The organism is Streptomyces sp. NPDC093600, from assembly GCF_044764755.1.
In the GTDB taxonomy this organism is placed as follows: Bacteria; Actinomycetota; Actinomycetes; order Streptomycetales; family Streptomycetaceae; genus Streptomyces.
Genome location: NZ_JBIWIU010000013.1, coordinates 19,805 through 43,481 on the forward strand (window position 1 = coordinate 19,805; position 23,677 = coordinate 43,481).

Here is a 23,677-nt window from a genome sequence, read left to right on the forward strand (position 1 = left end):
GAGGTCGGCCAGTATGGCCGCCGAAACGCCCTACTGCGATGCAAGGGACACCGCATGAGACTGACCGACATATCGCTGGACTGGCTGCTTCCGGGCGGCGTCATGGTGGCCGGAGTCCTGACGGCGGTGGCGGTGCTCGCGCGCGGCAAGCGCGCCGGTGACCAGGCCGCGGCCGACGACTCCTGGGAACGCAGCGAGGAACGCCGCAGACGCAAGGAAGCGATCTACGGCACCGCCTCCTACGTCCTGCTCTTCTGCTGCGCGGCCGTCGCGGCCGCCCTCTCCTTCCACGGGCTCGTCGGCTTCGGCCGGCAGAACCTCAACCTCACCGGGGGCTGGGAGTATCTCGTCCCCTTCGGCCTCGACGGCGCGGCCATGTTCTGCTCGGTCCTCGCGGTCCGCGAGGCCAGCCACGGCGACGCCGCCCTCGGCTCACGCCTCCTCGTCTGGACGTTCGCCGGGGCCGCGGCCTGGTTCAACTGGGTGCACGCCCCCAGGGGCCTGGGGCACGCGGGCGCCCCGCAGTTCTTCGCGGGCATGTCCCTCTCGGCGGCGGTCCTCTTCGACCGCGCGCTCAAGCAGACCCGCCGGGCGGCGCTCCGCGAACAGGGCCTGGTGCCCCGTCCGCTGCCGCAGATCCGGATCGTCCGGTGGCTGCGGGCGCCCCGCGAGACCTTCGCCGCCTGGTCGCTGATGCTGCTCGAAGGCGTACGGACGCTGGACGAGGCGGTCGACGAGGTCCGCGAGGACCGGCGCGAGAAGCGGCAGAACCGGCTGCGCAGACGCGAGCAGGGAAGGCTCGACCGGGCCAGGCTCAGGGCGATCAACCGGCAGCACCGGGCCTTCGGGCTCGGCCGCGGCGGCGGGCGGCCCGTCGAGATGGCCGCGCTGAACTCCGGCACGGGCTCCGCGACGTCCGTGGGGACGGCCGTCGCGGAGCCCGCCATAGCGGAACCCGGACAACTGCCGCTTCGACCCCGGCCCTCCCTCCAGGCCGTGCAGGGCGTTGAACCGCGGACGGTGGACCTCACCGCCGAGGACGACACCCAGGCGCTGCCGCGGCTCGACTCCCTGGAGCGCAAGCTCAAGGACCTCGAGCAGCAGTTCGGCTGAGCACGGTACGCGTGAACTGAACGGCGGGGCCGCCCTCATCGGGCGGCCCCGCCGTTCAGTTCGAACCACACCACCTTGCCCACCCCCTGCTCCTCGACGCCCCAGGAGTCGGCCAGCGCTTCGACCAGGACGAGCCCCCGACCGTGCGTACCGTCGTCGGCGGTCGGTACGTCCGGCTCGGTCAGGCCGGAGACGAAGTCCCGCACCTCGACCCTGAGGCTCTCGGGAACGACGGTCGCGGTCACCACCGCGCCGTGCTCCGTGTGGACCAGGGCATTGGTCACCAGCTCGCTCGTGAGCAGCTCCGCCACGTCGGAGGCGCCCGGTCTTCCCCACTTCCGCAGCATCGCGCGTAACGCGTGCCGTACCTCCGGCACCGCGGTGAGATCGGCGCATCCCACCTTCTTCAGCAGTTGAGTCGGCTGTCCCGCCTCGCCGGCCATAACCCCCCACCCAGACGTCGTCGAACAGGCTCACGGGGATGCATGCCCCGCCCACCGGCCCGCATTCACGGCCGGGGAACGTTGCGCAAGTTGGAGCGGGCCATCTGGAGCATCCGTCCGACGCCTCCGTCGAGCACGATCTTGCCCGCCGAGAGGGCGAATCCGGTCACCATGTCCGCTTTGATCTTCGGCGGGATGGAGAGCGCGTTGGGGTCGGTGACGACGTCCACGAGGGCCGGGCCCTTGTGCTTGAAGGCGTCCTTGAGGGCGCCCGCGAGCTGCTTCGGCTTCTCGACCCGTACCCCGTAGGCGCCTGCCGCCCGGGCGATGGCGGCGAAGTCGGGGTTGTGGTTGGTCGTGCCGTACGACGGTAGTCCGGCGACCAGCATCTCCAGCTCGACCATGCCGAGCGAGGAGTTGTTGAACAGGACGATCTTCACGGGCAGGTCGTGCTGGACGAGGGTGAGGAACTCGCCCATCAGCATGGCGAAGCCGCCGTCGCCGGACATCGAGATCACCTGGCGGCGGCGGTCGGTGAACTGGGCGCCGATGGCCTGCGGAAGGGCGTTGGCCATCGAGCCGTGGCTGAAGGAGCCGATGATCCGGCGGCGGCCGTTGGGCGAGATGTAACGGGCCGCCCAGACATTGCACATACCGGTGTCGACGGTGAAGACGGCGTCGTCGTCGGCGAGTTCGTCGAGCACGGAGGCGACGTACTCCGGGTGGATCGGGACGTGCTTCTCGACCTTGCGGGTGTACGCCTTCACGACCCCTTCGAGCGCGGCGGCGTGCTTCTTCAGCATCTTGTCGAGGAAGCGGCGGTCCGTCTTGGCGCGCACGCGCGGGGTGAGGCAGCGCAGCGTCTCGCGGACGTCGCCCCAGACGGCGAGGTCGAGCTTGGAGCGGCGCCCGAGGTGCTCGGGCCGGACGTCCACCTGGGCGATCTTGACGTCGTCGGGCAGGAAGGCGTTGTACGGGAAGTCGGTGCCGAGCAGGAGCAGCAGATCGCACTCGTGGGTGGCCTCGTAGGCGGCGCCGTAGCCCAGCAGTCCGCTCATACCGACGTCGAACGGATTGTCGTACTGGATCCACTCCTTGCCGCGCAGGGCGTGGCCGATCGGTGCCTTGACGCGCTCGGCGAACTGCATGACCTCGGCGTGCGCGCCGGCGGTGCCGCTGCCGCAGAACAGGGTCACCCGGTCGGCGTCGTCGACGAGGCGGGCCAGCGCCTCGATCTCGGTGTCACCCGGCCGGACGGTGGGCCGGGTGGTGACGAGGGCGTGCTCCACCGTCTTCTCGGGGGCGGGCTCGGCGGCGATGTCGCCCGGGAGGCAGACGACGCTGACGCCGCCCTGTCCGACGGCGTGCTGAATGGCCGTCTGGAGCAGCCGGGGCATCTGCTTCGGACTGGAGATCAGCTCGCTGTAGTGGCTGCACTCGGTGAAGAGCCGGTCGGGGTGGGTCTCCTGGAAGAAGCTGAGGCCGATCTCGGCGGTCGGGATGTGCGAGGCGAGGGCCAGAACCGGGGCCATCGAGCGGTGGGCGTCGTACAGGCCGTTGATGAGGTGCAGATTGCCCGGGCCGCAGGAGCCGGCACAGGCGGCGAGGCGGCCGGTGATCTGTGCCTCGGCGCCCGCCGCGAAAGCGGCGGCCTCCTCGTGCCGGACCTGGATCCAGTCGATGCCGGAGGTGCGGCGGATGGCGTCGACGACGGGGTTCAGGCTGTCGCCCACGACGCCGTACACGCGGGGGACGCCCGCCCGGACGAGGAGGTCGACGAACTGTTCTGCGACGTTCTGTTTGGCCATGGCTCCATCAACCCATGGGCGCGGCGGTTACGCCTCCCAGACGGCGACCGCCGTACGGTCATCGGCGTACCCCTTCACCCTCAGCTGGGTGTCGGCGAGGAAGGCGGCGAGTCCGGGCGGTTTGGGGGCGTCCCAGCGCTCGGCCAGCTCGCGTGCGAGGGCGGGCTCGCCGCGCATCGGCTCGGCGAGGCCGTGCGACGCGAGGAGCAGGATGTCGCCGGGGCGGGCCACGGAGGCGCGGAAACGGAACGGCTCGGCGGGGGGCGCGAGCGAAGGGTCCCCGTGGGAGGCGGGGGGCGGGTCCTCGACGGACGGGCCGGGGGCGGTGGGGATGCCCAGCTCCATGGTGAGCCGGTCGCCCTCCTCCGTCTCGGACGGGGTCGCCGCCGGGGCTCCGGAGAGCGGCGCCTCTGTCGGGGAGGGCGGCGCGGGCGGGGGCACCAGGGGCGGGGAGCCGAAGCCGACGACGGGCGCGCCGGTCAGCGCCGCCGGTTCGGGGACCGGCGGCTCGATGTCCTGCCAGGCGCCGTCGCGGAGCCGGAAGAGACCGCCGCGGCCGATGCCGAAGAAGACCCGGGTCCGGCAGCCGGGGTCGGCGGAGAGCAGCAGACAGCGCAGGCTCGCGGTGTACTCCGCCGGGTCCACGCCCAGCTCGGCGGCGCGGGCGCGGAGTCGGCCGTAGGTCCGGTCGGTGAGCCGGTGGAGTCCGGACTTGAGGTCGCCGCGGCGGCCGGCCCGGATGTCCTCGGAGAGCCGGGCGTGGCTGCGGCCGACGGCCTCGCCGATCCAGCGGCAGGCGTCGGCGGCGGCGAGATGGGCGCCGTCGGCGGCGCGGGCGCCGCCCGCCACGGCGACGAGGACGAGGGCGGCTTCGTCGTGGCCGAAGCGGGCGGTGAGCAGGGCGTCGCGGCGGGGTTCGCCGCGGTAGCGGGCGGAGTCGCCGCGGACGGAGGCGGCGCGCAGGGTGTAGGTGCCGTAGCGGGCGCCGTCGAGGACGGTGTCGGTGACCAGATCGGCCAGTTCGCGGGGGTGGGCGGCGGGCAGGGCGGTGGGTTCGGGCTCGTAGGTGGGCGGGCGGTTGCCGATGTGCGCGGTACGGGGGCGGGGCGCGGGGACCCGGACGGTCGCCTCGGGGGGTGGAGCCGGCTCGGGGTCCTGCGGGGCGGCGGCCCGGACGGTCGGGGCCTCCGTGGGAGGTGGGGGTGGCGGAGGGGGCGGGGGCGGGACTTCGGGCGCCGACGGGAACGTACGGGGGCCGCCCGCGTGCGCGTCGGGGGGTTCCCACGGGGCCTTCGCCGGACGGGGCGGGGCGGTGTCCCGCCGTACCGACGCGGGCACAGCGCGGGACGCGGAGTCGAAGCGGTCGTCCAGCGTGTCACCGGTCGCGGTCGGCGCCGTGTCCCCGACGGAGTCGTCGTACAGCTTGTCCCACCAGTTGTCCCCCTGCTGAGTCATGCCCTTATTGTCCACCGCGCGGGCCGCGCGAAAAGGGGACATCCGGAAAAGGAACGAAAAAGGGGTCCGCCGGGCGACCCCACCCCCCACGGGAAGGACGCCCGGCGGACCGGCGTGATCAGCGCACGTCGTCAGCGCGGACCACGGTCTGGGTGACGGAGTCGCCGTGAGCGTCCGTCAGTTCGGTCCTGAGGGTGACGGGCTTGCCGGCCGCGCCCGCGTGGTTCACGGTCGCGGTCCACTCACCGCCCTGCCGCGAGACCTGCGCCCGCGTCCAGGTCGTGCCTCCGTCGTACGCGTACGAGAGCGTGGCCGATGTGAGCGCGGCGGGCGTGTAGCCCGCGTGACCCGTCGCGGTGAGGGTGACCTTCTGGCCGTCGGTCGCGGCGAGGGTCTTGAGTCCGTCCTCCGGAGGGTTGTACCGGGGGAAGAGCATCGGGATGCCTTGAGAGTAGACGTTCTCGTCCCGCTCGGAGGTGAATTCCCACACCAGGGTGGTCTCGGCGGCGGCGGTCGCCGCCCATGGAACCGCACGCGAAATCGGGCGCACCGCTCTCCCCCTCTCATTCCGGCACGGAGGCAGGCAAAAGTCCCAGGGCCGCAGGCCGTTGGTGCTGCGGTGGCGCCACATTGGCAGAGGTGAGGGTGGTACAGGGATGATGGGCGCGGCGGGAATACGCCGTGGCCGATTCCCGCCAGAGCACCGACGGAATGTACGCGTCCGCCGAACGTCCGGGGTATGTCCGGGTCGTCCGGGGACGTCCGGGCACGTCCGGAGAGATCCGGCGAGGGGTGGGGCAGCGATGCTGGGAGCGATAGGTCTCGACGAGCGGCAGGAGTCCGCGTACCGGGCGCTGGTCGCGCTGGGCGCGGCCGAAGTCACGGATCTGGCACACCGGCTCGCCCTGCCGGAGAGGGAGACCGAGCGGGCGCTGCGGCGGCTGGAGTCGCAGGGTCTGGCGGCGCAGTCCTCGGCCGGGACGGGGCGGTGGGTGGCCGCGCCGCCGGGGGTCGCGCTGGGGGCGCTGCTGACGCAGCAGCGGCACGAGCTGGAGCAGGCGGAGCTGGCGGCGGCGCTGCTGGCGGAGGAGTACCGCGCGGAGGCGGCGGAACCGGCCGTGCACGACCTGGTGGAGGTGGTGACCGGGGCGAGCGCCGTCACCCACCGTTTCCTCCAGCTCCAGCTGGGGGCGGCCGACGAGGTCTGCGCGCTGGTGACCGGAAAGCCGATCGCGGTGAGCGGCATGGAGAACGAGGCGGAGGAGCTGGCGGCGGGGCGGGGCGTGCGGTACCGGGTGGTGATCGAGCGGGAGGTCCTGACGCAGCCGTCGGGCCTCGTCGAACTGGCGGCGGCGCTCGGCCGCGAGGAGCGGATCCGGGTGGTGGACCGGGTCCCCACCAAGCTGGTGGTCGCGGACCGCACCCTGGCGATGCTCCCGCTGACGGGCCGTGGCGCGGAGCCGGCGGCGCTGGTGGTTCACGCGAGCGGGCTCCTGGAGTCCTTGATGGGTCTCTTCGAGTCGGTCTGGCGCGACGCGCTCCCCCTGCGGCTCGGCGCGGGCGCGCGGATACGGGAGACGGAGGCGCCGGGTCCGGACGCGACGGACCTGGAGATCCTCTCGCTCCTGCTCGCCGGGATGACGGACGCGAGCGTGGCCAAGCAGCTGGACCTGGGGCTGCGCACGGTCCAGCGCCGGGTGAAGGGCCTGATGGAGCTGACGGGGGTGACGACCCGGCTCCAGCTGGGCTGGCACGCGTACGAGAAGGGGTGGGTGGCCCGGGGCTGACGGGCGGCGACGGCGCCGGGCGCCCGTCCGTACGGAAGGGGCCCGGTGGCCGGGGACACCCGCGCGGTTCGTCCGTACGGTCGCGGCCTGCGCGGACGCCGTGGATCCTGCACGCTGGACAGATGGGTGTGTGGCAGCTGTTGCTGGTGGCGATGGTGATGCTGCTGGGCCTGTTCGGGGTGCTCGCTCCCGGCGTGCCCGGGCCGTGGCTCGTCTGGGCCGCCGTGCTCTGGTGGTCCCTGCAACAGCAGAGCGGCCTGGCCTGGATCCTGCTCGTCGCCTCGACCGCGCTGCTGCTGCTCACCCAGGTGGTCGTCTGGCAGCTGCCCCCGCGCCGGTTCCGCGGCGTCGGCATCTCACGGCGGATGGTGACGTACGCCGGGGTCGGAGCGTTCCTCGGCTTCTTCCTGGTTCCCGTGGTGGGCGCGATCCCGGGATTCGTCGGCGGGATCTACCTCTCCGAGCGCCTCCGCCTCGGCGGTCACGGCCAGGCGAAGGCGTCCACGCGCGCGCTGATGCGGGCGGCCGGCACGAGCGTTCTCGTCGAGCTCTTCTCGTGCCTGCTGATCGTCGGGGCCTGGGTGGGGGCCGTGTTCTGGGGCTGACCCGCTCCATGCGCCGCTACCGGGGAAGGTCGATCTGGTACTTGATGAAGCCGGTGTCGCGGGCGACCTTGTCGTACAGGTGCCGTGCCGTGGTGTTGGACTCCTGGGTGTTCCAGTAGACCCGGTCGCAGCCCTGGGCCCCGGCCCACTCCGCGACGGCGGCGATCAGGGCGCGGGCGGCGCCCTTGCCGCGCGCCTCGGGATCGGTGAACAGGTCCTGGAGGTAGCAGACGTCGGGTCCGGAGGTGCTGGGGTGGACGAAGAAGTGGGTGAAGCCGACGAGCCGGCCGTCGAACCGCGCGGCCAGGGCGTGCAGCCGGGTGTCGTCCTGGAACTCCCGCCAGGCCCGCTCGTACGTCTCGGGGCCTTCGGTGCGGCCGTAGACGTCCAGGTAGGCGCGGAAGAGCCGCTCCCACTCCGGGCGGTCGTCACGCGCGAGACGGTCGATGGTGATCATGCCGGACATCCTTGCAGGTGGCGCAGGGCGTAGGACCTCCAGGGTCGCCATGCCTCCGCGTCGGGGACGCCGTCCGGGAACACGTCGGGGTCACCGTCCGGGAACACGTCCGGGTCGCCCAGGGCGCGCATCCGGATGAGGGCGGCGGCGGTCGGGGTGACGCCGGGGACGGCGCGCAGGGCCCGCTCGGCCTCGTCCCGGTCGGCGCCGGGGTCGAGCCGTACGGCTCCGGTGGCGAGCGCGGCCGCGAGCGGGCCGGCGACGGGGTGGCCGGTGAGCGCGGCGGGTTCGGGGAAGAGGTGGGTGAGCCCGCCGCACGCGGTGTCGAGGGCCGTCCCGCGGGTCTCGGCCAGCCGGGCCGCCTCGTGCGGGCCGAGCAGGGTGCGGAGGGCGAACTCCTCGGGGTCGGCCGCGCCGGGCGAGCGCACGCCGGGGCGGGCGGCCACGCGCGCGGCGAGCCGCGGGTCGGAGCCGAGGCGCTCGGCGACGGCGTACGGATCGGCGTCCAGGTCGAGGAGCCGGCGCAGGCGTTGCACGGCGGTGGTCAGATCGCGCAGGTCGGTGAGGTGGATCCGGGCCTCCAGCCAGGGCCCGGCGGTGCGCTCGTCGACGGAGACGATGCCGGTGCCGTACGGGAGGCGGAGCGTACGGCGGTAGGTGCGGGCGCCGGGCACGCCGGCCACCTCCTCGACGCGGGGCAGGGCCTCGGCGGCGAGCAGGTCGAAGACCTCGCGGGCGGCGTAGGGGCCGCGGTGGGCGAGCCGCAGGGGGACGCCGGCGGCGTGGGCGGTGGCGGGCGGTGTGCCGGTGCCGGGCTTGGCGCGGGGGGTGCGGGGCGGCGTGCCGGTGCCGGACTCGGCGCGGAGTTCGGAGGGGGTACGGGCGTAGATGCGGCGGATGGTGTCGTTGAACTGGCGCACGCTCGCGAAGCCGGACGCGAAGGCGATCTCGGTGATCGGCAGGCCGGTGGTCTGCAGGAGCAGCCGTGCGGTGTGGGCCCGCTGGGCGCGGGCGAGCGCGACGGGGCCCGCGCCGAGCTCGGCGGTGAGCTGGCGCTGCACCTGCCGTGCGCTGTAGCCGAGCCGGCCGGCGAGCCCGGGCACGCCCTCGCGGTCGACGACACCGTCCCCGATCAACCGCATGGCGCGCCCGACGACGTCGGCCCGCACGTTCCACTCGGCGGAGCCGGGCACGGCGTCGGGCCGGCAGCGCCGGCAGGCGCGGAAGCCGTGGCCCTGGGCGGCGGCGGCGGTCGGGAAGAAGGTGACGTTCTTCCGCTGGGGGGTGACGGCGGGGCAGCTGGGCCGGCAGTAGATCCCGGTGGTCCGCACGGCGAAGAAGAACTCCCCGTCGAACCGCGCGTCCCGGCTGCTGACCGCCTCGTACCGGGTGTCTTCGTCCATCACGATCTCCAGTGTGCGGGACCCGGAGAGACGCTTCTGGCGGTTTTCGGACATGCAGGTGGGTGGCGGGGCGGGGGCGCGGAGGCGGCTTCGCGGGAGGCCAGGCGGCTTCTCTGGAGGGCGGCCGGTGGCGCGCCCCCGCGCCGGAGGGCGCCGTGCGGGCGGGCAGACCCCTCGGCGCGAGGGGCCTGCCCGCCCGAGTGCTATCGCACGTGGCCGCGCTTCAGGGTCATCGCCGCCCGGCCCTCCGCGCCCTTGCGCTTCCAGTCCTTCAGCATCTCGGCCCGCACGCGGGCGTCGGTCTTCGCGACGATGCGCTGGTTCTCGCGGAGCAGCTTGCGGTAGCTCTCCAGCCGCCGCACCGGCAGTGTGCCGTCCTCGACCGCCGCCGTGACCGCGCAGCCCGGCTCCGCCTCGTGGGCGCAGTCGTGGAAGCGGCAGTCCTCCGCCAGGCTCTCGATCTCCGAGAAGACCTGCCCCACCCCCGCCCCGGCGTCCCAGAGGCCGACGCCGCGCAGCCCCGGCGTGTCGATCAGGACGCCGCCCCCGGGCAGCAGGAGCAGATTCCGCGTGGTCGTGGTGTGGCGGCCCTTGCCGTCCACGTCACGGGCGGTCCGGACGCTCATGACGTCCTCGCCGAGAAGGGTGTTGGCGAGCGTCGACTTGCCCGCACCGGAGACGCCGAGCAGCACGCTCGTACCGCCCGCCACCACCTCCGCGAGGAGCTCCATGCCCTCGCCCGTCGAGGCGCTGACCGGCAGCACCGGCACGCCCGGCGCCGTGGTCTCCACGTCCTGGACGAGGTAGGAGAGCCCGACCGGGTCGGGCACGAGGTCGGCCTTGCTGAGCACGACGACGGGCTGGGCGCCCGACTCCCACGCCAGTGCGAGGAAGCGTTCGACGCGGCCGAGGTCCAGCTCGACGGCGAGCGAGACGACGATGATCGCGTGGTCGACGTTGGCCGCGAGGATCTGGCCCTCGGAGCGCTTGGACGACGTCGACCGCACGAAGGCCGTACGGCGCGGAAGCAACGTCCGTACGTACCGCGGGTCGCCGTCCGGGTCGACCGCGGCCCAGTCCCCCGTGCAGACGACCTTCATGGGGTCGCGGGGGACGACGAACTCGGTGTCGGCGCGCACGGTGCCGACGGGGGTGACGACATCGCACTGGCCTCGGTCGACCCGCACGACCCGGCCGGGCAGCAGACCCTGCGCGGCGTACGGGGCGAAGTCGGCCTCCCAGCCCGCGTCCCAGCCGTACGGAACCAGCGGGTGCGAGGCGGACGACGAGGCGGTCGAGCCCTGAAGAGAGGAGAAAGACAAGGGGAACCCTTCGAAGGGTGGCCCCGGCACACGCCGAACGGCGCGAAGAGAGGAAGGTCAGCCGGCGACCACGGAGGTGGGGTGGAAGAACTGCTGGGAGCGGGCAGTGCCCATCGCGACAACAGCCATCGGTCACACCTCCTGGATCACACCGAGCGAACAGACGCGGACAGACGTGGTCGGCCCATCGGCCGGTCCGCGAGAACGACCAGACCTTAACGCGGCCTCACCCGACCGCGCCAAGCGTTTTTCCGACCGACCCCGGCTCCGCCTGCCGGCTCGGTGCGCTCGCCTTCGGGGTGGGCCGATCCGCTGACATGCACGGGACCGTCGGACAGAATGGTGTGTGATCCAACTGGTCTGGCCTCGGGGGTTGTTGTGAGCACACTGATGGAGTTCACCACGGAGAGCGGTGCGCAGGTGATGGTGGAGGCCGACGGGCATCAACCGGGCGCCCAACTGGTCTCGCGCGGTGGGAACTCCCTGGTCCAGGCCGGTCGTACGCTCGACGAGGCGCTCCAGGGCATCCGCTCCGCGGCCGAGTCGGCGCTCACGGTCTTCCGGGCGGGACCGCTCCAGCCCGACGGGGTGGAGCTGGAGTTCGGGGTGAAGCTGACGGCGGAGGCGGGTGCCGTGATCGCCAAGACCGCGGTCGAGGGCCATCTGACGGTCAAGCTGTCCTGGGCCCCCAACGGAGCGGGTCGCCTCGCGGACGAGGGTACCGCCGCGCTCACCGGCACCGCCGCCGCAGTCGGCGCCGGTACGGCCTCGGCCACCGGCGCGGGTGCGGCCGCGGTGGCCGGCGGGCGGTGACGCGCTCCCCCGCGTGGCACGTGCGTGTGGAGCACGAGGGCACGGTCCACGGCTCGGGCTTCCTTGTGGGCGGCAGCACCGTCCTCACCTGCGCGCACGTGGTCCACGGTCTCGAACGCGCCTCGGTCTCCTTCCCCGGCGTCCCCGGGTTCGGCGCCGTGCCGTCCCGGGTCGGTGAACGGGGGCTCTGGGCGGGCGGCAGGACCGACCCCGGCGATGTGGCCGTGCTGACCCTGGAAGCGCCCGCCCCCGCCGAACCCGCCGTGTTCGCGGCCCCCTTCGCGGACCCGGACATGACGCTGGGCGACGGGAGGCCGCCGCGACTGGTCGCGTACGGCTTTCCCCACGGCTACACCGTGGAGGGCGCGCAGAGCGAGCTGCGGGTCACCCACGACCGTCAGCTGATCTCCGGCGAGTGGAACCAGGTCGAGTTCTGGAAGGCGTACGGCCAGGAGCCCTCGCACGGTTTCAGCGGGTCGGCCGCGATGCGGGCGGACAGCGGCGCCGTGGTCGGCATGATCTCCTCGTACGACCCGGTGAGCCGCAACGGGCGGATGATCCCCGCGCGGGTCCTGGCCCGGCATGTGCCCGGCCTGGCCGAGCTGGTCCCGACCCCGGGCTACACCGCCGAGGAGAAGCGCTGGTTACGGGAGCTGGTGGACCGGGTCGGCACCCCGCCGTACCCGGTGGAGCGGCTGCTGAGCACGGCGACCGGCCGGCTCGGTCCGACAGTGCCCCCGGCCTGGCTGGGCGGGCTCTGGCAGGGGATCTGGTACCTGTTCTGCGAGGTCCCCCCGCACCGCGGCCGGCTCCCGCTCGCCGAACTGACCCTGCGCCTCGCGGACCTGGTGGCCGACCGGGAGCTCGGGCGCGAGTTGCGCGCCTGGTCACGGGAGCACCGCTCCCGCCACGAGACCGGCCCGGCGCCCCACGCCGGCCCCGCCTCCCCGGCCCCGGCGGCGTCCTGTCCCGCGCCGACGGCCGTCACGTGCGACGACGGGCGGGGCGACGAGCCCGTCGAGCGGTGCCACGACCCTGCGCCGGACTCTGTGCGCGACGGCGCCGGCGCCGGAGCGACGTACGACGGGACGCGGGCGGCCGCGCTCCCATGGGCGCCGATCCTCGTCGAGATCCGGCGCAGCGGCGCCGACCGCAACGCGGTCATGGCGGAGGTCTCCGTCTACCGGGACGGCGACCGGCTCCTCGTCAACGAGAAGCGGCTCACCACCGCCCAGTTGCGCTCCTGGGTCCTGGACCGGATCGACGACGCGCACGACGAGATCGGCGACGGCCGCCCGCTCATCGCGTTCGCCCTGCCCCGTGACTGGCTCAACCGGCCGGTCGACCTGTGGACCAGGAGCAAGGGCAAGGAGGCCCCGCTCGGCTGCACGTCGCCTGTCGTGGTGATGGACCACGACCGGCGCGGGAAGGCGCGCCTGCAGTTCCAGCTCAAGCGGGCGTGGGCCGAGCTCGACCGTCAGGACGGCTCCCCGCTGCACCGGGTCGCCTGCTCCAGCACCCACCGGCCCCCGCAGCTGTCCGTGCTGCTCCAGGACGTGCGCGGTCCGGTGGGGTTCACCCGGCCGCCGAAGACGGCCCGCGACCGCGAGTTGCACGGCGCCGCCCTGAACGCGCCCGCGCCGATCCTGCTGTGGCCGCGCACCGGCTGCCCGCCCGGCGGCCCGTGCGCGGGGGCCTGTCCGGGCACCGGGTTCCTGGACCGGATGGCCGAGCGGATCTCGCTCCTGCCGCCCGGCGAACTGCCGGACCTGGTCTTCCGGTTGCGCAAGGAGGCCTTCCTCCACGAGGGTCCGGAACCGCACTGGGCCGCCGAGCTGTCCCTCGTATGGGAGGACCCGCGCCGCTTCCCGGAGGTCCGCCCCCTACGGCGGTCCCCCGTCGCCTGACGGCATCCCGACAGCGCCCTGAACGGCCCGCCGCACCGCCCCCGTGCCTCACCGGAGAACTGGAGCTTCCCCGATGTCCCTCTGGCCCGTCTACACCGGATCGAGCGAGCCGCACGACGGCATCGACGCGCTGCCCGCGCCGCCGCCGTGGCGCGCCTTCGACGGCGGGCCCGCCCTCCCTCCGGCGCGGGTGGCGGGCGAGCGTGCCGGCGGCTCCCCCGGCAGGGCCCACCGGGCGCGGACCTACCAGCCGACCGCCGAGACGGTGCAACTCGTCAACGCCGCGCTGCATCTGCGCCGCCCGCTCCTGGTGACCGGACCACCCGGCAGCGGCAAGTCGAGCCTTCCGTACGCGGTCGCACGGGAGTTGAAACTGGGCGGGGTGCTGCGCTGGAACATCACGAGCCGGACCGCGCTCACGGACGGCCTGTACCAGTACGACCCGCTGTCCCGGCTGTACGCGGCGGGGCGCGGCGGCGGTGGACGGGGGCCGCTGACGGAGGGGAGGGACGGGGCGGAGACCGCGATCGAGGACCATCTGCGGCTCGGACCGCTGGGCACCGCCCTCCTCCCGTACGAACGGCCGCGGGTGCTGCTCATCGACGAGATCGACAAGAGCGACCTCGATCTGCCGAACGACCTGCTGCACATCCTGGAGGAGGGGCAGTACGAGATCCCCGAGCTGGTACGGGCGGCCAGGACGCACCCGGTGGCCGAGGTGATGGTCGCCGACTCGGAGGAGCGGGTGCCCGTCCGGCACGGTGAGGTGCGCTGCCGTGCCTTCCCGTTCGTCGTGCTCACCAGCAACGGCGAGCGCGAGTTCCCGCCCGCCTTCCTGCGCCGCTGCGTACGGCTCGAACTGCGGCAGCCGCTGCGCGAGCAGCTGGAGGACATCGTGCGGGCGCATCTCGGGCCCCTGGACGAGCGGGACCAGGCGCTCGTCGACACGTTCCTGCACCGCGGCAGCGCCGGTGAACTGGCCACCGACCAGCTGCTGAACGCGATCTATCTGACCCGGACGTCGGGCCTGGACGCGGCCTCCAGGGAGGAGCTGGCGGAGGCCCTGATGCCGTATCTGGGCCGGGCGGCGGAGACCTGGGACGTCGATGACGTCTGAGCGGTCCGGCCGGGCCCTGGACGCCCTGGCGGCGGTCCTGGGCCGGGCGGGCGAGGAGCCGCCGACGGGCCGGGAGCTCGCGGAACTCCTCTGGCTGGCCCGGCACATGCGCGCGCCTGAGGAGCCGCGGGACGTGCCGCCCGTACAGTCGGCGCACCCGCCTCCGCCGCCGCCCGCGCCCGCTTCCTCGCCGGTGGACCACGCCACCGGTCCCGCCGGTCCGGTCGGGCCCGTGCCCCCGGCCGTCGGGCCGCACCCGGCGCCCTCCGTTCCCGCGCCACCGCCCCGGGTTCCTCTCCACACGCCCGCCGCCGGGCCACGCCCCATGCCCGAGGAGGCCGAATCGGCGCCCCGGCACACCGCGTTGCTCGCTCCCGCTCCCCCGATGCTCTCCCACCCGCTGGCCCTCCAGCGGTCCGTGCGTCCGCTGCGGCGCACCGTGCCGAGCGCCGCGCGGCGGGAACTGGACGAGACGGCGACCGCGCACCGCATCGCCTCGCTCGGTGCCCGGCCGGAGCTGTGGCTGCCGGTGCTGCGCCCCGAGCGGGAGCGCTGGCTCCATCTGCGGATCGTGTTCGACGCCGGTCCGACGATGACGATGTGGCGCCCTCTGGTGCGCGATCTGCAGACCGCGCTCGCCCAGACCGGCGCCTTCCGCACCCTCGACGTCCTGCATCTGGGCGAGGACGGTCGGCTGCCACGGCGGCATCGGGAACGGGGCCGTACGGCGGTGCTGGTGGTGAGCGACTGCATGGGCCCGCAGTGGCGTGACGGCCGGTCCGGGCTGCGCTGGCGCTCCACGCTGGCAGCGCTGGGCCGTGAGCTGCCGGTCGCGATCGTCCAGCCCCTGCCGGAGCGGTTGTGGCGGCACACCGCGGCCCCGCCGCTGCCGGGCGTCTTCGCCGCCCCCGGGCCTGGCGCCCCGAACGCGGGCCTGGATTTCGCCGCGTACCGCGGTGGACCGGCCCCGGACGGGGTGCCGGTCCCGGTCCTCGAGCCCTCGGGCGGCTGGCTGGGGCACTGGGCGTCCCTGGTGGCCTCGCCCGGCGGCACGGAGGTCCCCGGCGCGGCGGCCTTCATGGGCGCCGAGGGCCTGTTGGCGGGTCACGAGGACGACGAGGGCTTCGACCCGGAGGAGGTTGATCCGGAGGAGCTGGTGCTCCGCTTCCGCGCCCTCGCCTCCCCGCAGGCGTTCCGCCTCGCCTCGCATCTGGCGGTGGGGTCGGCGCACCTGCCGGTGATGCGGCTCGTCCAGGCGGCGGTCGAGGAGCGTCCCGAGCCGCAGCACCTCGCGGAGGTCGTGCTCAGCGGCATGCTGCGCGCGGAGCCGGGCGCGGTGGCGGGGGCGTACGAATTCCGCCCCGGCGTACGGGAGGTGCTGCTCGGCACCCTGCCCCGTACCGCGCTGGTGGGCACGGCGGGCCTGCTGGCCCGGATCAGCGCCGAGATCGAGAACCGGGCGGGCGCGCTGCCCGGCGAGTTCCGCGCGCTGGTGGAGAGCCTGGGCCGGGCGACCGGCGAACGCGCGGCCGGACGCCCCTTCGCCCTGGTGAGCGAGGAGAGCGTACGGCTGCTGCGGGGGCCGGAGCGGCTTCCCGCGCGGGGTCCGGAGCGGGCGGCACCGGACGACGGTGCCACAGGGACGGAGGAGCCTGGGGCGGCCGGGACCGAGGCGCCTGGGGCGGAGGAGCCGGAGGCGGGCAGCACGGAGGTGCCCGGGGCGGCGGGGCGGGAGGAGGAGGCGCCCCCGCTGACGAGCGATCGGTACGAGCTGTACGAACGGATCGGGGGCCCCGGGAGCCGCGTCTGGCGGGGGTACGACCACTACCTCTCGCGCCAGGTGGCCCTGACCTACCTCCCCTTCCTCCCCACCTCCCAGCGCTTCCGGGCGAATCTCACGGGCGGCAAGGACACGCAGTCCGCCACCGCCGACTTCCTCGCCAGTACGTACGAGGCGACACGGATCAGCGACCCTCGGCTCGTGCGGGTGTACGACGCCCTGGTCCTCGACGAAGGCTGCTGTCTCGTCACCGAGTTCGTCGGCGGCCGCTCGCTGCGCGAGCACCTGGACGACGTGCCGGGCGGCAGGCTGTCCGTCACCGAGGCCACCGGGATCGCGCAGGGCATTCTGCGGGGGCTCTGGGCTCTGCATCACGGGCCCGGGATCACGCACGGCAACCTCACCCCCGGGAAGGTAGTGGGCATCGGACAGATGACCCTGCGGCTGCGCGACTTCGGCCTGCGCTGGCCCTACACGGAACGCCCCGATGACCCGGATGGAACGCGCCTGTACCCGCTCACTCCCGGCCAGGGCGTCGAGGTGGCGCCGGGCACGGCCCGCTATCTGGCGCCCGAGCGCCAGCAGGGAGTGCTGCGGCCGGAGGGGGACCTGTACGCGCTGGGCTGCATCCTGTACGAGATGCTCACCGGTTCCCCGCCGTTCCCGGCCGAAGACCTGGACTCCGTACTCCGGCAGCACGCCGAGTCGACCCCCCGGAGTCCCGGGTCGCTCCGGCAGGACCTGCCCGGCGAGCTGGAGAGGGCGGTGCTCAGTCTGCTCTCCAAGCATCCGGGCGAGCGGCAGCGCGGTGCCCGGGTGCTCGCCAACATGCGCCGGAAACCGCAGCTCCAGGTTCCCGAGACGCCCGTGTCGTACACCGTGCTGGGCCCGCCGAGAGCGCGCATCCACGGCGGGGACGTGTCGATGGACGCCTATCACGACAGCTCCTTCCTCTGCCGGCTGCTGCTGGCGCGCGGGGAGCCCGTCTCGGACGCGCACATGCGGCAGGTGCTGACCGGGACCCCGGACATCACCCCCGCGCAGCACGCGCAGCAGGTCCAGACGCTCGGCCACCCCGTCCAGGTGGGCGACATGGAGTACTGGCTGCCGATCTCGGAGGCCTCCCTGGACCTGGTGCAGGCCGAGACCTACGCGGCGCAGGCGGAACGGGCGGCGGAGCGCGGCGAGCGGGCGCTGGAGCGTGACTACCTCACGTCGGCGCTCGACCTCTGGTACGGGGAGGCCCTGGAGGGCGTGCCGGGGACCTGGGCGCAGGCCGAGCGGAGGCGGCTCGCGGAGTGGCGGAGGGAGCTCACCGAGCGGCTGGCGTCGGTCGACCGCCCGGAGGCGGCGACGCCGGGCTGGCTCCTGATCCGGCAGCCGTACGGCGCGCGGACGCTGTCGGCGGAGCATCAGGCGATCGTGCGGGAGTTGGCGCAGGACGTCCTCGGTGGCGCACGGGTCTGGTCGGCGGGCTGGACCACCGTCCTGACGCCGATTCCGCCGGACCGTACGGCGGAGGAGCTGGTGGAGTGGGCCGTCGACACGTTCCCCCGCCTCCTCGGCATGCGGCTGCCGCCGGGCGCCGCGTCGCCCCTGCGGCTCAGCGTCGTGATCCACGAGGAGACGGAGCGCGCGGCGGTCGCGCTGGCGGAGGCGACCGGTGTGCGGACATGGAGCGAGGAGCGGAGCGCCGTCGTCGTGACCGTCCTGATCTCCCATGGTCTGCGCGCTCGCCTCCCACGCGCACGGCAGCGGGACTTCGACCTGATCACGGCGACGGCGGGCGGCTGGCACCACGTGGTGGAGGTGCCGGAGTCCGGCCCGGCGGCCCAGGGGGCGCCGACCCCGACGGCGGTAGGGGCGCCGGACGCGGGCCCGCCGTCGAAGACGGGGGCGAACCGTCGGGGCGGCGGCTGGCTCTCCGGCCTCGCCTCCCGGCTGACCGGCACCGGGTCCCGGCCTTCGAAGGGCGGTGAGGTTCAGGAGACGGAGGGCGTACGGAAGGGCGGCGAGGTTCAGGAGACCGAGGGCGTACGGAAGGGCGGCGACGCTCCGGAAGCCGACGGCGGCTCCGGGACCGAGGACGATGCCCGGCGCGCGCCGCGCCGCCGCGGGGAGTCGCCCGGGTCGTGGGGCGGGCCGGTCTCGGGCGACGACGGTTAGCGTCCGGAGAGGGCGGGCGCCGGCCCCGTGCGCCCCGGAGTCCTCACCCCACCCCCCTAAGAGCTGTCCTTCTCCCAGCCCGAGTGCAGGCGGGACTTGACGTCGTCCGGCGGCAGGAACCTCGACCACCGTTCCGGGAACTCCGACGGCATGTCCGGGTCGTCCTCGTCCACGTCCTCCGCCTCCGCGCGCAGCCGGGCGACGAGGTCGGCGGCCTGGGCGGCGCGGGCGCGTTCGTTGGCCTCGCGGGCGGCGGCGGTGGCGACCGAGGGCCAGACGCGGTCGATCGCCGCGTTCACGGCCGCGCCGACGAGGACCGCGAAGGCCGAGATGCCGATCCAGAGCAGCACCGCGATCGGCGCGGCCAGGGAGCCGTAGATCGTGGGCCCCTCGACCTGGCTGGTCAGATAGATCCGCAGCAGGAAGCTGCCCAGCACCCACATGCCGAGGGCCATCAGCGCGCCGGGGATGTCCTCGATCCATGGGGAGCGGACGGGGACGGACACGTGGTACAGCGTGGTGAGGAAGGCGATCGAGAGCAGGATGACGGCCGGCCAGTAGAGCACGGAGACGACCTCCGTCCCCCAGGGGATCAGTTCGACCACCCGGTCCGGGCCGACGACCGCGAGCGGCAGGACGACCGCGCCGATGAGCAGCGCCACGATGTAGAGCAGGAAGGCGAGGAGCCGGGTCTTCACGATGCCGCGGTGGCCGTCGAGTCCGTACATGACGGTGATCGTGTCGATGAAGACGTTCACGGCGCGCGAGCCGGACCACAGGGCGATGGCGAAGCCGATCGAGATGAGGTCGGGCCGTTTGCCCTGGGTGACGTCGTCCAGGAGGGGTTTGGCGATGTCGCGGACGCCCCGCTCGGACAGGACGGTCCGGGCGGCGCGCAGGATGTTCTCCTCGATGCTGGCGACCGTGTTGGTGTTGGTCCAGTCGTCGGCGTAGCCGAGGAGCGCGATCAGTCCGAGCAGCAGCGGGGGCAGGGACAGCAGGGTGAAGAAGGCGGCCTCGGCGGCGAGGCCGAGGATGCGGTACTCGATGCACGAGTTGACGGTGTCCTTCAGGAGCAGCCAGACCATCTTCCGCTTCGACACGTTGCGGTAGAGGACGCGCGCCCGGTGGAGTCTGCTCCCGGGCCGCCGCTCGGGTGTTTCGTTTGCTGCCTGCACCTCCTTACCGTATCGGCATGGCAGCCACCACCCACACCGTGACCAATCAGCCTCCGCCCCTGGTGGGGTACGACGTCTTCCTGTCCGACCGGGCTCTGGCGGAGGCCGTGGAGCGCCATCTGGCGCCGGACGTGTTCCCGGACGCACGGGACGAACTGACGACCCTGGGCAAGTCGGCCGGGTCGGCGCAGGTGCGGGAGTGGGGGGCGCTCGCCAACGAGTTCCCGCCGCGGCTGCGGACGCACGACCGGTACGGGCACCGGATCGACGAGGTCGACTTCCATCCGTCCTGGCACCGGCTGCTCGGGAAGTCCGTCAACGCGGGGCTGACGGCGGCGTGGAGCCGTCCGGGTGGTCATGTGCGCCGCGCGGCCGGGTTCATGGTGCAGACGCAGGTCGAGGCGGGGCACTGCTGCCCGCTGTCGATGACCCACGCCGCGGTGCCCGCGCTGCGCGCCGACCCGGAGCTGGCCGCCGTCTGGGAGCCGCTGCTGACCTCCCTCGTGTACGAGGAGGGGCTGCGGCCGCCGCACGAGAAGACCGGGGTGCTCTTCGGGATGGGCATGACGGAGAAGCAGGGCGGCAGCGACGTACGGGAGAACACGACCCGCGCCCAGCCGCTGAGTGGGGACGGCACGTACGCCCTGACCGGGCACAAGTGGTTCTGCTCGGCACCCATGTCGGACGGGTTCCTGGTCCTGGCGCAGGCTCCGGAAGGGCTGACCTGCTTCCTGGTGCCGCGGGTGCTGGAGGACGGCTCGCGCAACGCGTTCGCGATCCAGCGCCTGAAGGACAAGCTCGGCAACCGGTCGAACGCCTCCGCGGAGGTCGAGTTCGACGGGACGACCTGGGCGCGCAGGGTCGGGGGCGAGGGGCGCGGGATCCGCACGATCATCGGGATGGTGACGGCGACCCGGCTGGACTGCGCCCTGGGGTCGGCGGGGCTGATGCGCCAGGCGGTGGCGCAGGCGGTGCACCACGCGGCGTACCGTCGCGCCTTCGGCGGGCTGCTGATCGACAAGCCGCTGATGCGCAACGTGCTGGCGGATCTGGCTCTGGAGTCGGAGGCGGCGACGGTCCTCGGGATGCGGCTCGCGGCCGCCTACGACACCGACACGGAGGCGGAGCGGGCGTTCGCGCGGATCGCGGTGCCGGTGGCGAAGTACTGGGTGACGAAGCGGTGCACGCCGGTCGTGGCGGAGGCGCTGGAGTGCCTGGGCGGCAACGGCTATGTGGAGGAGTCCGGGATGCCCCGGCTGCTGCGGGAGTCGCCGCTGAACTCGATCTGGGAGGGGTCGGGCAATGTCCTGGCGCTCGATGTGCTGCGGGCGTTGCGGAGGGAGCCGGAGGCGCTGAACGCCTTCCTGACGGAGGTCGGGAAGGCGCGGGGCGCGGACCACCGCCTGGACGGGGCGATCAAGGGGATGCTGACCGAACTCGCCGATCTGGACGGGATCGAGGGGCGGGCGCGGCGGCTCGTGGAGCGGATGGCGCTGGTGCTCCAGGGGTCGCTGCTGGTGCGGTGGGCGCCCGCGGAGGTGGCCGACGCGTTCTGCGCGTCGCGGCTCGGCGGGGACCGGGGGTCGGCGTTCGGGACGCTGCCGACCGCTCTGGACCTTCGTACGGTCGTCGAACGGGCGCGGGTGGAGATCTGAGCCCGACCGGTCACGGGCGCGGGTGGAGATCTGATCCGACCGGTCACGGGCCCGATGCGCGAAAAGCCGGGGGTGGTGCTGCGCCGACACGGCACCACCCCCGGCTGTGCACCAGCCTCATGCACGGGCCGGGTGACCGCCAGAGTTGCAAGGGGTTGCAGGATTACCCGAACCGCCCTTCATCCGGGAGCACCGGGCGGCACGATGGGCACACACGCCGGGCACTGCAGAACCGATACAGCACCGCGGGTGGCTGGGAGGGACCGATGAAGAACACGCAGCTCGACATGGGCCGGCTCGCCGCCATGGACGCCGTCCAGGCCGCCCGTCTGCTGCACCGGGTCCGCGAGGCGAGGCTGGCGGGCCGCACGCCGCCGATCGCGCCCCGCCCGGTCATCGACGCCTCCTGGCAGCGGATGTTCCGGCTCGGCCTCGATCCCGACCAGGGCACCAGCAGTGTGCTGCTCCAGCGCGACGAGCTGGAGCAGAGGCGGCGCACGACGGTCCTGGGCGAGGTGATGCGGACGCTGAGCGCGGGGCTCGCCGGGATCGCGGACGCCTCCCTGCAGATCATGGTGGTGACCGACGAACAGGGCCGGGTGCTCTGGCGGGAGGGAAACCCCGCCGTGATGCGGCAGGCGAACGGCATCTGCCTGGAGGAGGGCGCGGCCTGGACGGAGCACACGACCGGTACGAACGCGGTGGGGACGGCGCTCGCCATGCGCCGGCCCGTCCAGGTCCACTCGGCCGAGCACTACGTCCATACGCTGCACAACTGGACCTGCGCCGCGGCACCGGTCCACGACCCGCGCGACCACCGGCTGCTGGGCATCGTGGATGTGAGCGGGCCCGCGTCGAGTTTCCATCCGTCGACGCTGGCCCTGGTCGGTTCGGTGGCCCGGCTCGCCGAGGCGGAGATGCGCGAGCGCCATCTGCGGTCGATCGAGCGGCTGCGCTCCGTGGCCGCTCCGATACTGTGCCGGGTCGGCGGGCGTGCCGTCGCGGTGGACACGCACGGCTGGACGGCGGCGGTGACCGGGATGGCGCCGGTGGACCGGATCGGGCTGCCCAAGTCGTTCCGTGCGGGGCGGGTCTGGCTGCCGTCGCTGGGCATGTGCGCGGTGGAGCCGCTGCCGGGCGGCTGGCTGCTGCGGGTCGAGGAGGAGCGGGCGGCGGCGGACGCCGCCACGGGCGCGCCGAGCCGGGTGGTGCTCGATGTGAGCCGGCCCCGCCGCTGGTCGGTGTCGGTGTCGGGGGCGGCGGGCAGCTGGTCGCAGGAGCTCAGCCCGCGCCACGCCGAACTGCTGTACGTCCTCGCGCTGCACCGTGACGGGCGGACGGCGGCGGAGCTGGCTCAGGACGTGTTCGGCGACCGGACGAGGACGGTGACGGTACGGGCGGAGATGTCCCGGGTCCGCCGCACCCTGGGGAGCGTGCTCGCCCACCGCCCGTACCGCTTCAGCGAGGAGGTCGACGTCGCGGTCGTCCGCCCGGACCATCCCGACGACCTGCTCCCGCACTCGACGGCCCCGGCGATCCGCACGCCCCGCACGGCCTGACGGCCTCAGGACGCGCGGCCGGGCGAGCGAGATGCGAGGCGCGGGGCCGTCAGGCCGCCGCCGGCAGTTCCTCCGCGCGCGGCGGGTTCGCGCCGCGGACCGCGCAGGTGGCCGCGGCGACCGTGGCGGCGAAGGCGACCGCCTCGTGGAGCGTGTCCGGGGCGAGCCCGTCGAGGCGGCCGCCGAGCGCGCCGGCGGCGTGCAGGCGGTGGAGCAGACCGGCGGTGAAGGCGTCGCCCGCGCCGACGGTGTCGACGACATCGACGGGCGGGGCGGGGACGCGGGCGCGGACGCCGTCGTACGAGACGAGGGCGCCGGCCCCGCCGAGGGTGACGACCACGAGGGGTACGCCGGCCCGGTGCCAGGCGTCGCAGGCGGCCTCGGGGCGCAGGCCGGGATGGAGGTGCGCGAGGTCGTCCTCGCTGAGCCGGAGGAGGTCGGCCAGGGCGCACCAGCGAGGGAGGCGGGCCCGGTACTCCTCCGGCGCGACCAGCAGCGGACGCACGTTGGGGTCGAGGCAGAGCGTGGTGGTGGGGCGCAGTTCCGCGAGCAGTTCCTCGACGGCCGCGGCACCGGGCTCCCGTACCAGCGCGAGCGATCCGGTGTGCAGGCAGGCGGCGTCGAGGCCGGTGACGGGGGCGAGTTCCCGGCGGGTCCACTGCCAGTCGGCGGTGGCCTCGGCGTGGAAGGAGTACTCGGCGGCGCCGTCGGGGCCGAGGCCGGCGACGGCGAGCGTGCTCGGCTCGGCGGCCTCCGGGCACAGGTCGATCCGGACGCCCGACTCGACGAGCCTGCGCCGGAACAGGCCGCCGAAGGCGTCCGTGGAGAGGCGGCCGAGGAAGTGGGTGGGGGTGCCGAGGCGGGCGAGCGCCACGGCGGTGTTCGCGGGCCCGCCGCCGGGCAGCACGTCGAGCCGGAGGGCCGGGCCGTCGGCCGCGGTGGGCCCGGTGGCTCGGGTGGTTCCGGTGGCGGCTTCGGTGACTCCGGTGGCTCCGGTGGCGACTCCGGTGACTCCGGTGACTCCGGTGACTCCGACGGGTACGACGAAGGCGTCGGCGACGCATTCGCCGAGTACGGCCACGGGGCGGCGGGGCGCGATCATGCGGGGA

18 protein-coding genes are annotated in these 23,677 nt (G+C 74.0%); 9 read left to right on the forward strand and 9 right to left on the reverse strand.

Translation table 11 applies throughout. From position 1 onward, the window contains the following. Positions 1–54 precede the first annotated feature (54 nt). Positions 55–1,113: a DUF2637 domain-containing protein gene (locus tag ACIRB4_RS26810; RefSeq protein ID WP_403294745.1), complete on the forward strand. Its 1,059-nt coding sequence runs from the start codon at positions 55–57 to the stop codon at positions 1,111–1,113. A 35-nt stretch (positions 1,114–1,148) separates the two neighbouring features. On the opposite strand, the gene ACIRB4_RS26815 is transcribed toward ACIRB4_RS26810, so the two are convergent. The 4 genes from ACIRB4_RS26815 to ACIRB4_RS26830 all read right to left on the reverse strand — a co-directional run bounded on the left by ACIRB4_RS26815 (position 1,149) and on the right by ACIRB4_RS26830 (position 5,369). Continuing rightward, entirely contained in the window at positions 1,149–1,556 is a 408-nt protein-coding gene (locus tag ACIRB4_RS26815; RefSeq protein ID WP_403294746.1) for an ATP-binding protein, read from the reverse strand. Positions 1,557–1,621: 65 nt separating this feature from the next. After that, positions 1,622–3,364: a pyruvate dehydrogenase gene (locus ACIRB4_RS26820; protein WP_403294747.1), complete on the reverse strand. Its 1,743-nt coding sequence runs from the start codon at positions 3,362–3,364 to the stop codon at positions 1,622–1,624. Between the two features lie 27 nt (positions 3,365–3,391). Further along, positions 3,392–4,819: a protein phosphatase 2C domain-containing protein gene (locus ACIRB4_RS26825; RefSeq protein WP_403294748.1), complete on the reverse strand. Its 1,428-nt coding sequence runs from the start codon at positions 4,817–4,819 to the stop codon at positions 3,392–3,394. A 118-nt stretch (positions 4,820–4,937) separates the two neighbouring features. Then, positions 4,938–5,369, reverse strand: coding sequence for a hypothetical protein (locus ACIRB4_RS26830; protein WP_403294749.1), 432 nt, complete (start codon positions 5,367–5,369; stop codon positions 4,938–4,940). Positions 5,370–5,622: 253 nt separating this feature from the next. On the opposite strand from ACIRB4_RS26830, the gene ACIRB4_RS26835 reads away from it, so the two are divergent. Both ACIRB4_RS26835 and ACIRB4_RS26840 read left to right on the forward strand, forming a co-directional pair. Next, positions 5,623–6,606 (forward strand): helix-turn-helix domain-containing protein, encoded by a 984-nt coding sequence (locus ACIRB4_RS26835; protein WP_403294750.1) that lies wholly within the window; start codon positions 5,623–5,625, stop codon positions 6,604–6,606. Positions 6,607–6,728: 122 nt separating this feature from the next. Beyond that, the gene (locus ACIRB4_RS26840) at positions 6,729–7,211 is read left to right on the forward strand and encodes a DUF456 domain-containing protein (protein ID WP_403294751.1); all 483 of its coding nucleotides are present in this window, start codon (positions 6,729–6,731) and stop codon (positions 7,209–7,211) included. 16 nt (positions 7,212–7,227) lie between these two features. Here ACIRB4_RS26840 and ACIRB4_RS26845 read toward each other — a convergent pair whose 3' ends face one another. From ACIRB4_RS26845 to rsgA, 3 genes are all read right to left on the reverse strand, one after another. Beyond that, positions 7,228–7,668, reverse strand: a complete 441-nt coding sequence (locus ACIRB4_RS26845) for a GNAT family N-acetyltransferase (RefSeq protein ID WP_403294753.1) — start codon at positions 7,666–7,668, stop codon at positions 7,228–7,230. Beyond that, positions 7,665–9,071 carry a DNA-3-methyladenine glycosylase 2 family protein gene (locus ACIRB4_RS26850; protein WP_403294865.1) on the reverse strand — a complete coding sequence of 469 codons (1,407 nt, stop codon included), beginning with the start codon at positions 9,069–9,071 and terminating at the stop codon, positions 7,665–7,667. Before ACIRB4_RS26850 ends, ACIRB4_RS26845 begins: the two co-directional genes overlap by 4 nt. A gap of 203 nt (positions 9,072–9,274) precedes the next feature. Then, positions 9,275–10,393: a ribosome small subunit-dependent GTPase A gene (rsgA, locus tag ACIRB4_RS26855; RefSeq protein WP_403294754.1), complete on the reverse strand. Its 1,119-nt coding sequence runs from the start codon at positions 10,391–10,393 to the stop codon at positions 9,275–9,277. Positions 10,394–10,771: 378 nt separating this feature from the next. On the opposite strand from rsgA, the gene ACIRB4_RS26860 reads away from it, so the two are divergent. The 4 genes from ACIRB4_RS26860 (at position 10,772) to ACIRB4_RS26875 (ending at position 18,176) form a co-directional block, all read left to right on the forward strand. Continuing rightward, positions 10,772–11,206: a CU044_2847 family protein gene (locus ACIRB4_RS26860; protein ID WP_403294755.1), complete on the forward strand. Its 435-nt coding sequence runs from the start codon at positions 10,772–10,774 to the stop codon at positions 11,204–11,206. After that, positions 11,203–13,113: a trypsin-like peptidase domain-containing protein gene (locus ACIRB4_RS26865; RefSeq protein ID WP_403294756.1), complete on the forward strand. Its 1,911-nt coding sequence runs from the start codon at positions 11,203–11,205 to the stop codon at positions 13,111–13,113. The genes ACIRB4_RS26860 and ACIRB4_RS26865 overlap by 4 nt, the downstream gene beginning before the upstream one ends. Before the next feature lie 73 nt (positions 13,114–13,186). Beyond that, entirely contained in the window at positions 13,187–14,230 is a 1,044-nt protein-coding gene (locus ACIRB4_RS26870) for an AAA family ATPase (protein ID WP_403294757.1), read from the forward strand. After that, the gene (locus ACIRB4_RS26875; protein WP_403294758.1) at positions 14,220–18,176 is read left to right on the forward strand and encodes an SAV_2336 N-terminal domain-related protein; all 3,957 of its coding nucleotides are present in this window, start codon (positions 14,220–14,222) and stop codon (positions 18,174–18,176) included. The genes ACIRB4_RS26870 and ACIRB4_RS26875 overlap by 11 nt, the downstream gene beginning before the upstream one ends. Before the next feature lie 56 nt (positions 18,177–18,232). Here the strand turns inward: ACIRB4_RS26875 and ACIRB4_RS26880 are convergent, their stop codons facing one another. Continuing rightward, entirely contained in the window at positions 18,233–19,354 is a 1,122-nt protein-coding gene (locus ACIRB4_RS26880) for a YihY/virulence factor BrkB family protein (RefSeq protein ID WP_403294759.1), read from the reverse strand. 17 nt (positions 19,355–19,371) lie between these two features. Here ACIRB4_RS26880 and ACIRB4_RS26885 point away from each other — a divergent pair, with 17 nt between their 5' ends. Together ACIRB4_RS26885 and ACIRB4_RS26890 are read left to right on the forward strand one after the other, a co-directional pair. Next, on the forward strand, positions 19,372–21,009 hold the full coding sequence (locus ACIRB4_RS26885; protein ID WP_403294760.1) for an acyl-CoA dehydrogenase family protein: 1,638 nt from the start codon (positions 19,372–19,374) through the stop codon (positions 21,007–21,009). A 266-nt stretch (positions 21,010–21,275) separates the two neighbouring features. After that, positions 21,276–22,568, forward strand: coding sequence for a GAF domain-containing protein (locus ACIRB4_RS26890; RefSeq protein WP_403294761.1), 1,293 nt, complete (start codon positions 21,276–21,278; stop codon positions 22,566–22,568). A 49-nt stretch (positions 22,569–22,617) separates the two neighbouring features. Here ACIRB4_RS26890 and ACIRB4_RS26895 read toward each other — a convergent pair whose 3' ends face one another. Continuing rightward, positions 22,618–23,670 carry a carbohydrate kinase gene (locus ACIRB4_RS26895; RefSeq protein ID WP_403294762.1) on the reverse strand — a complete coding sequence of 351 codons (1,053 nt, stop codon included), beginning with the start codon at positions 23,668–23,670 and terminating at the stop codon, positions 22,618–22,620. Positions 23,671–23,677: the final 7 nt, after the last annotated feature.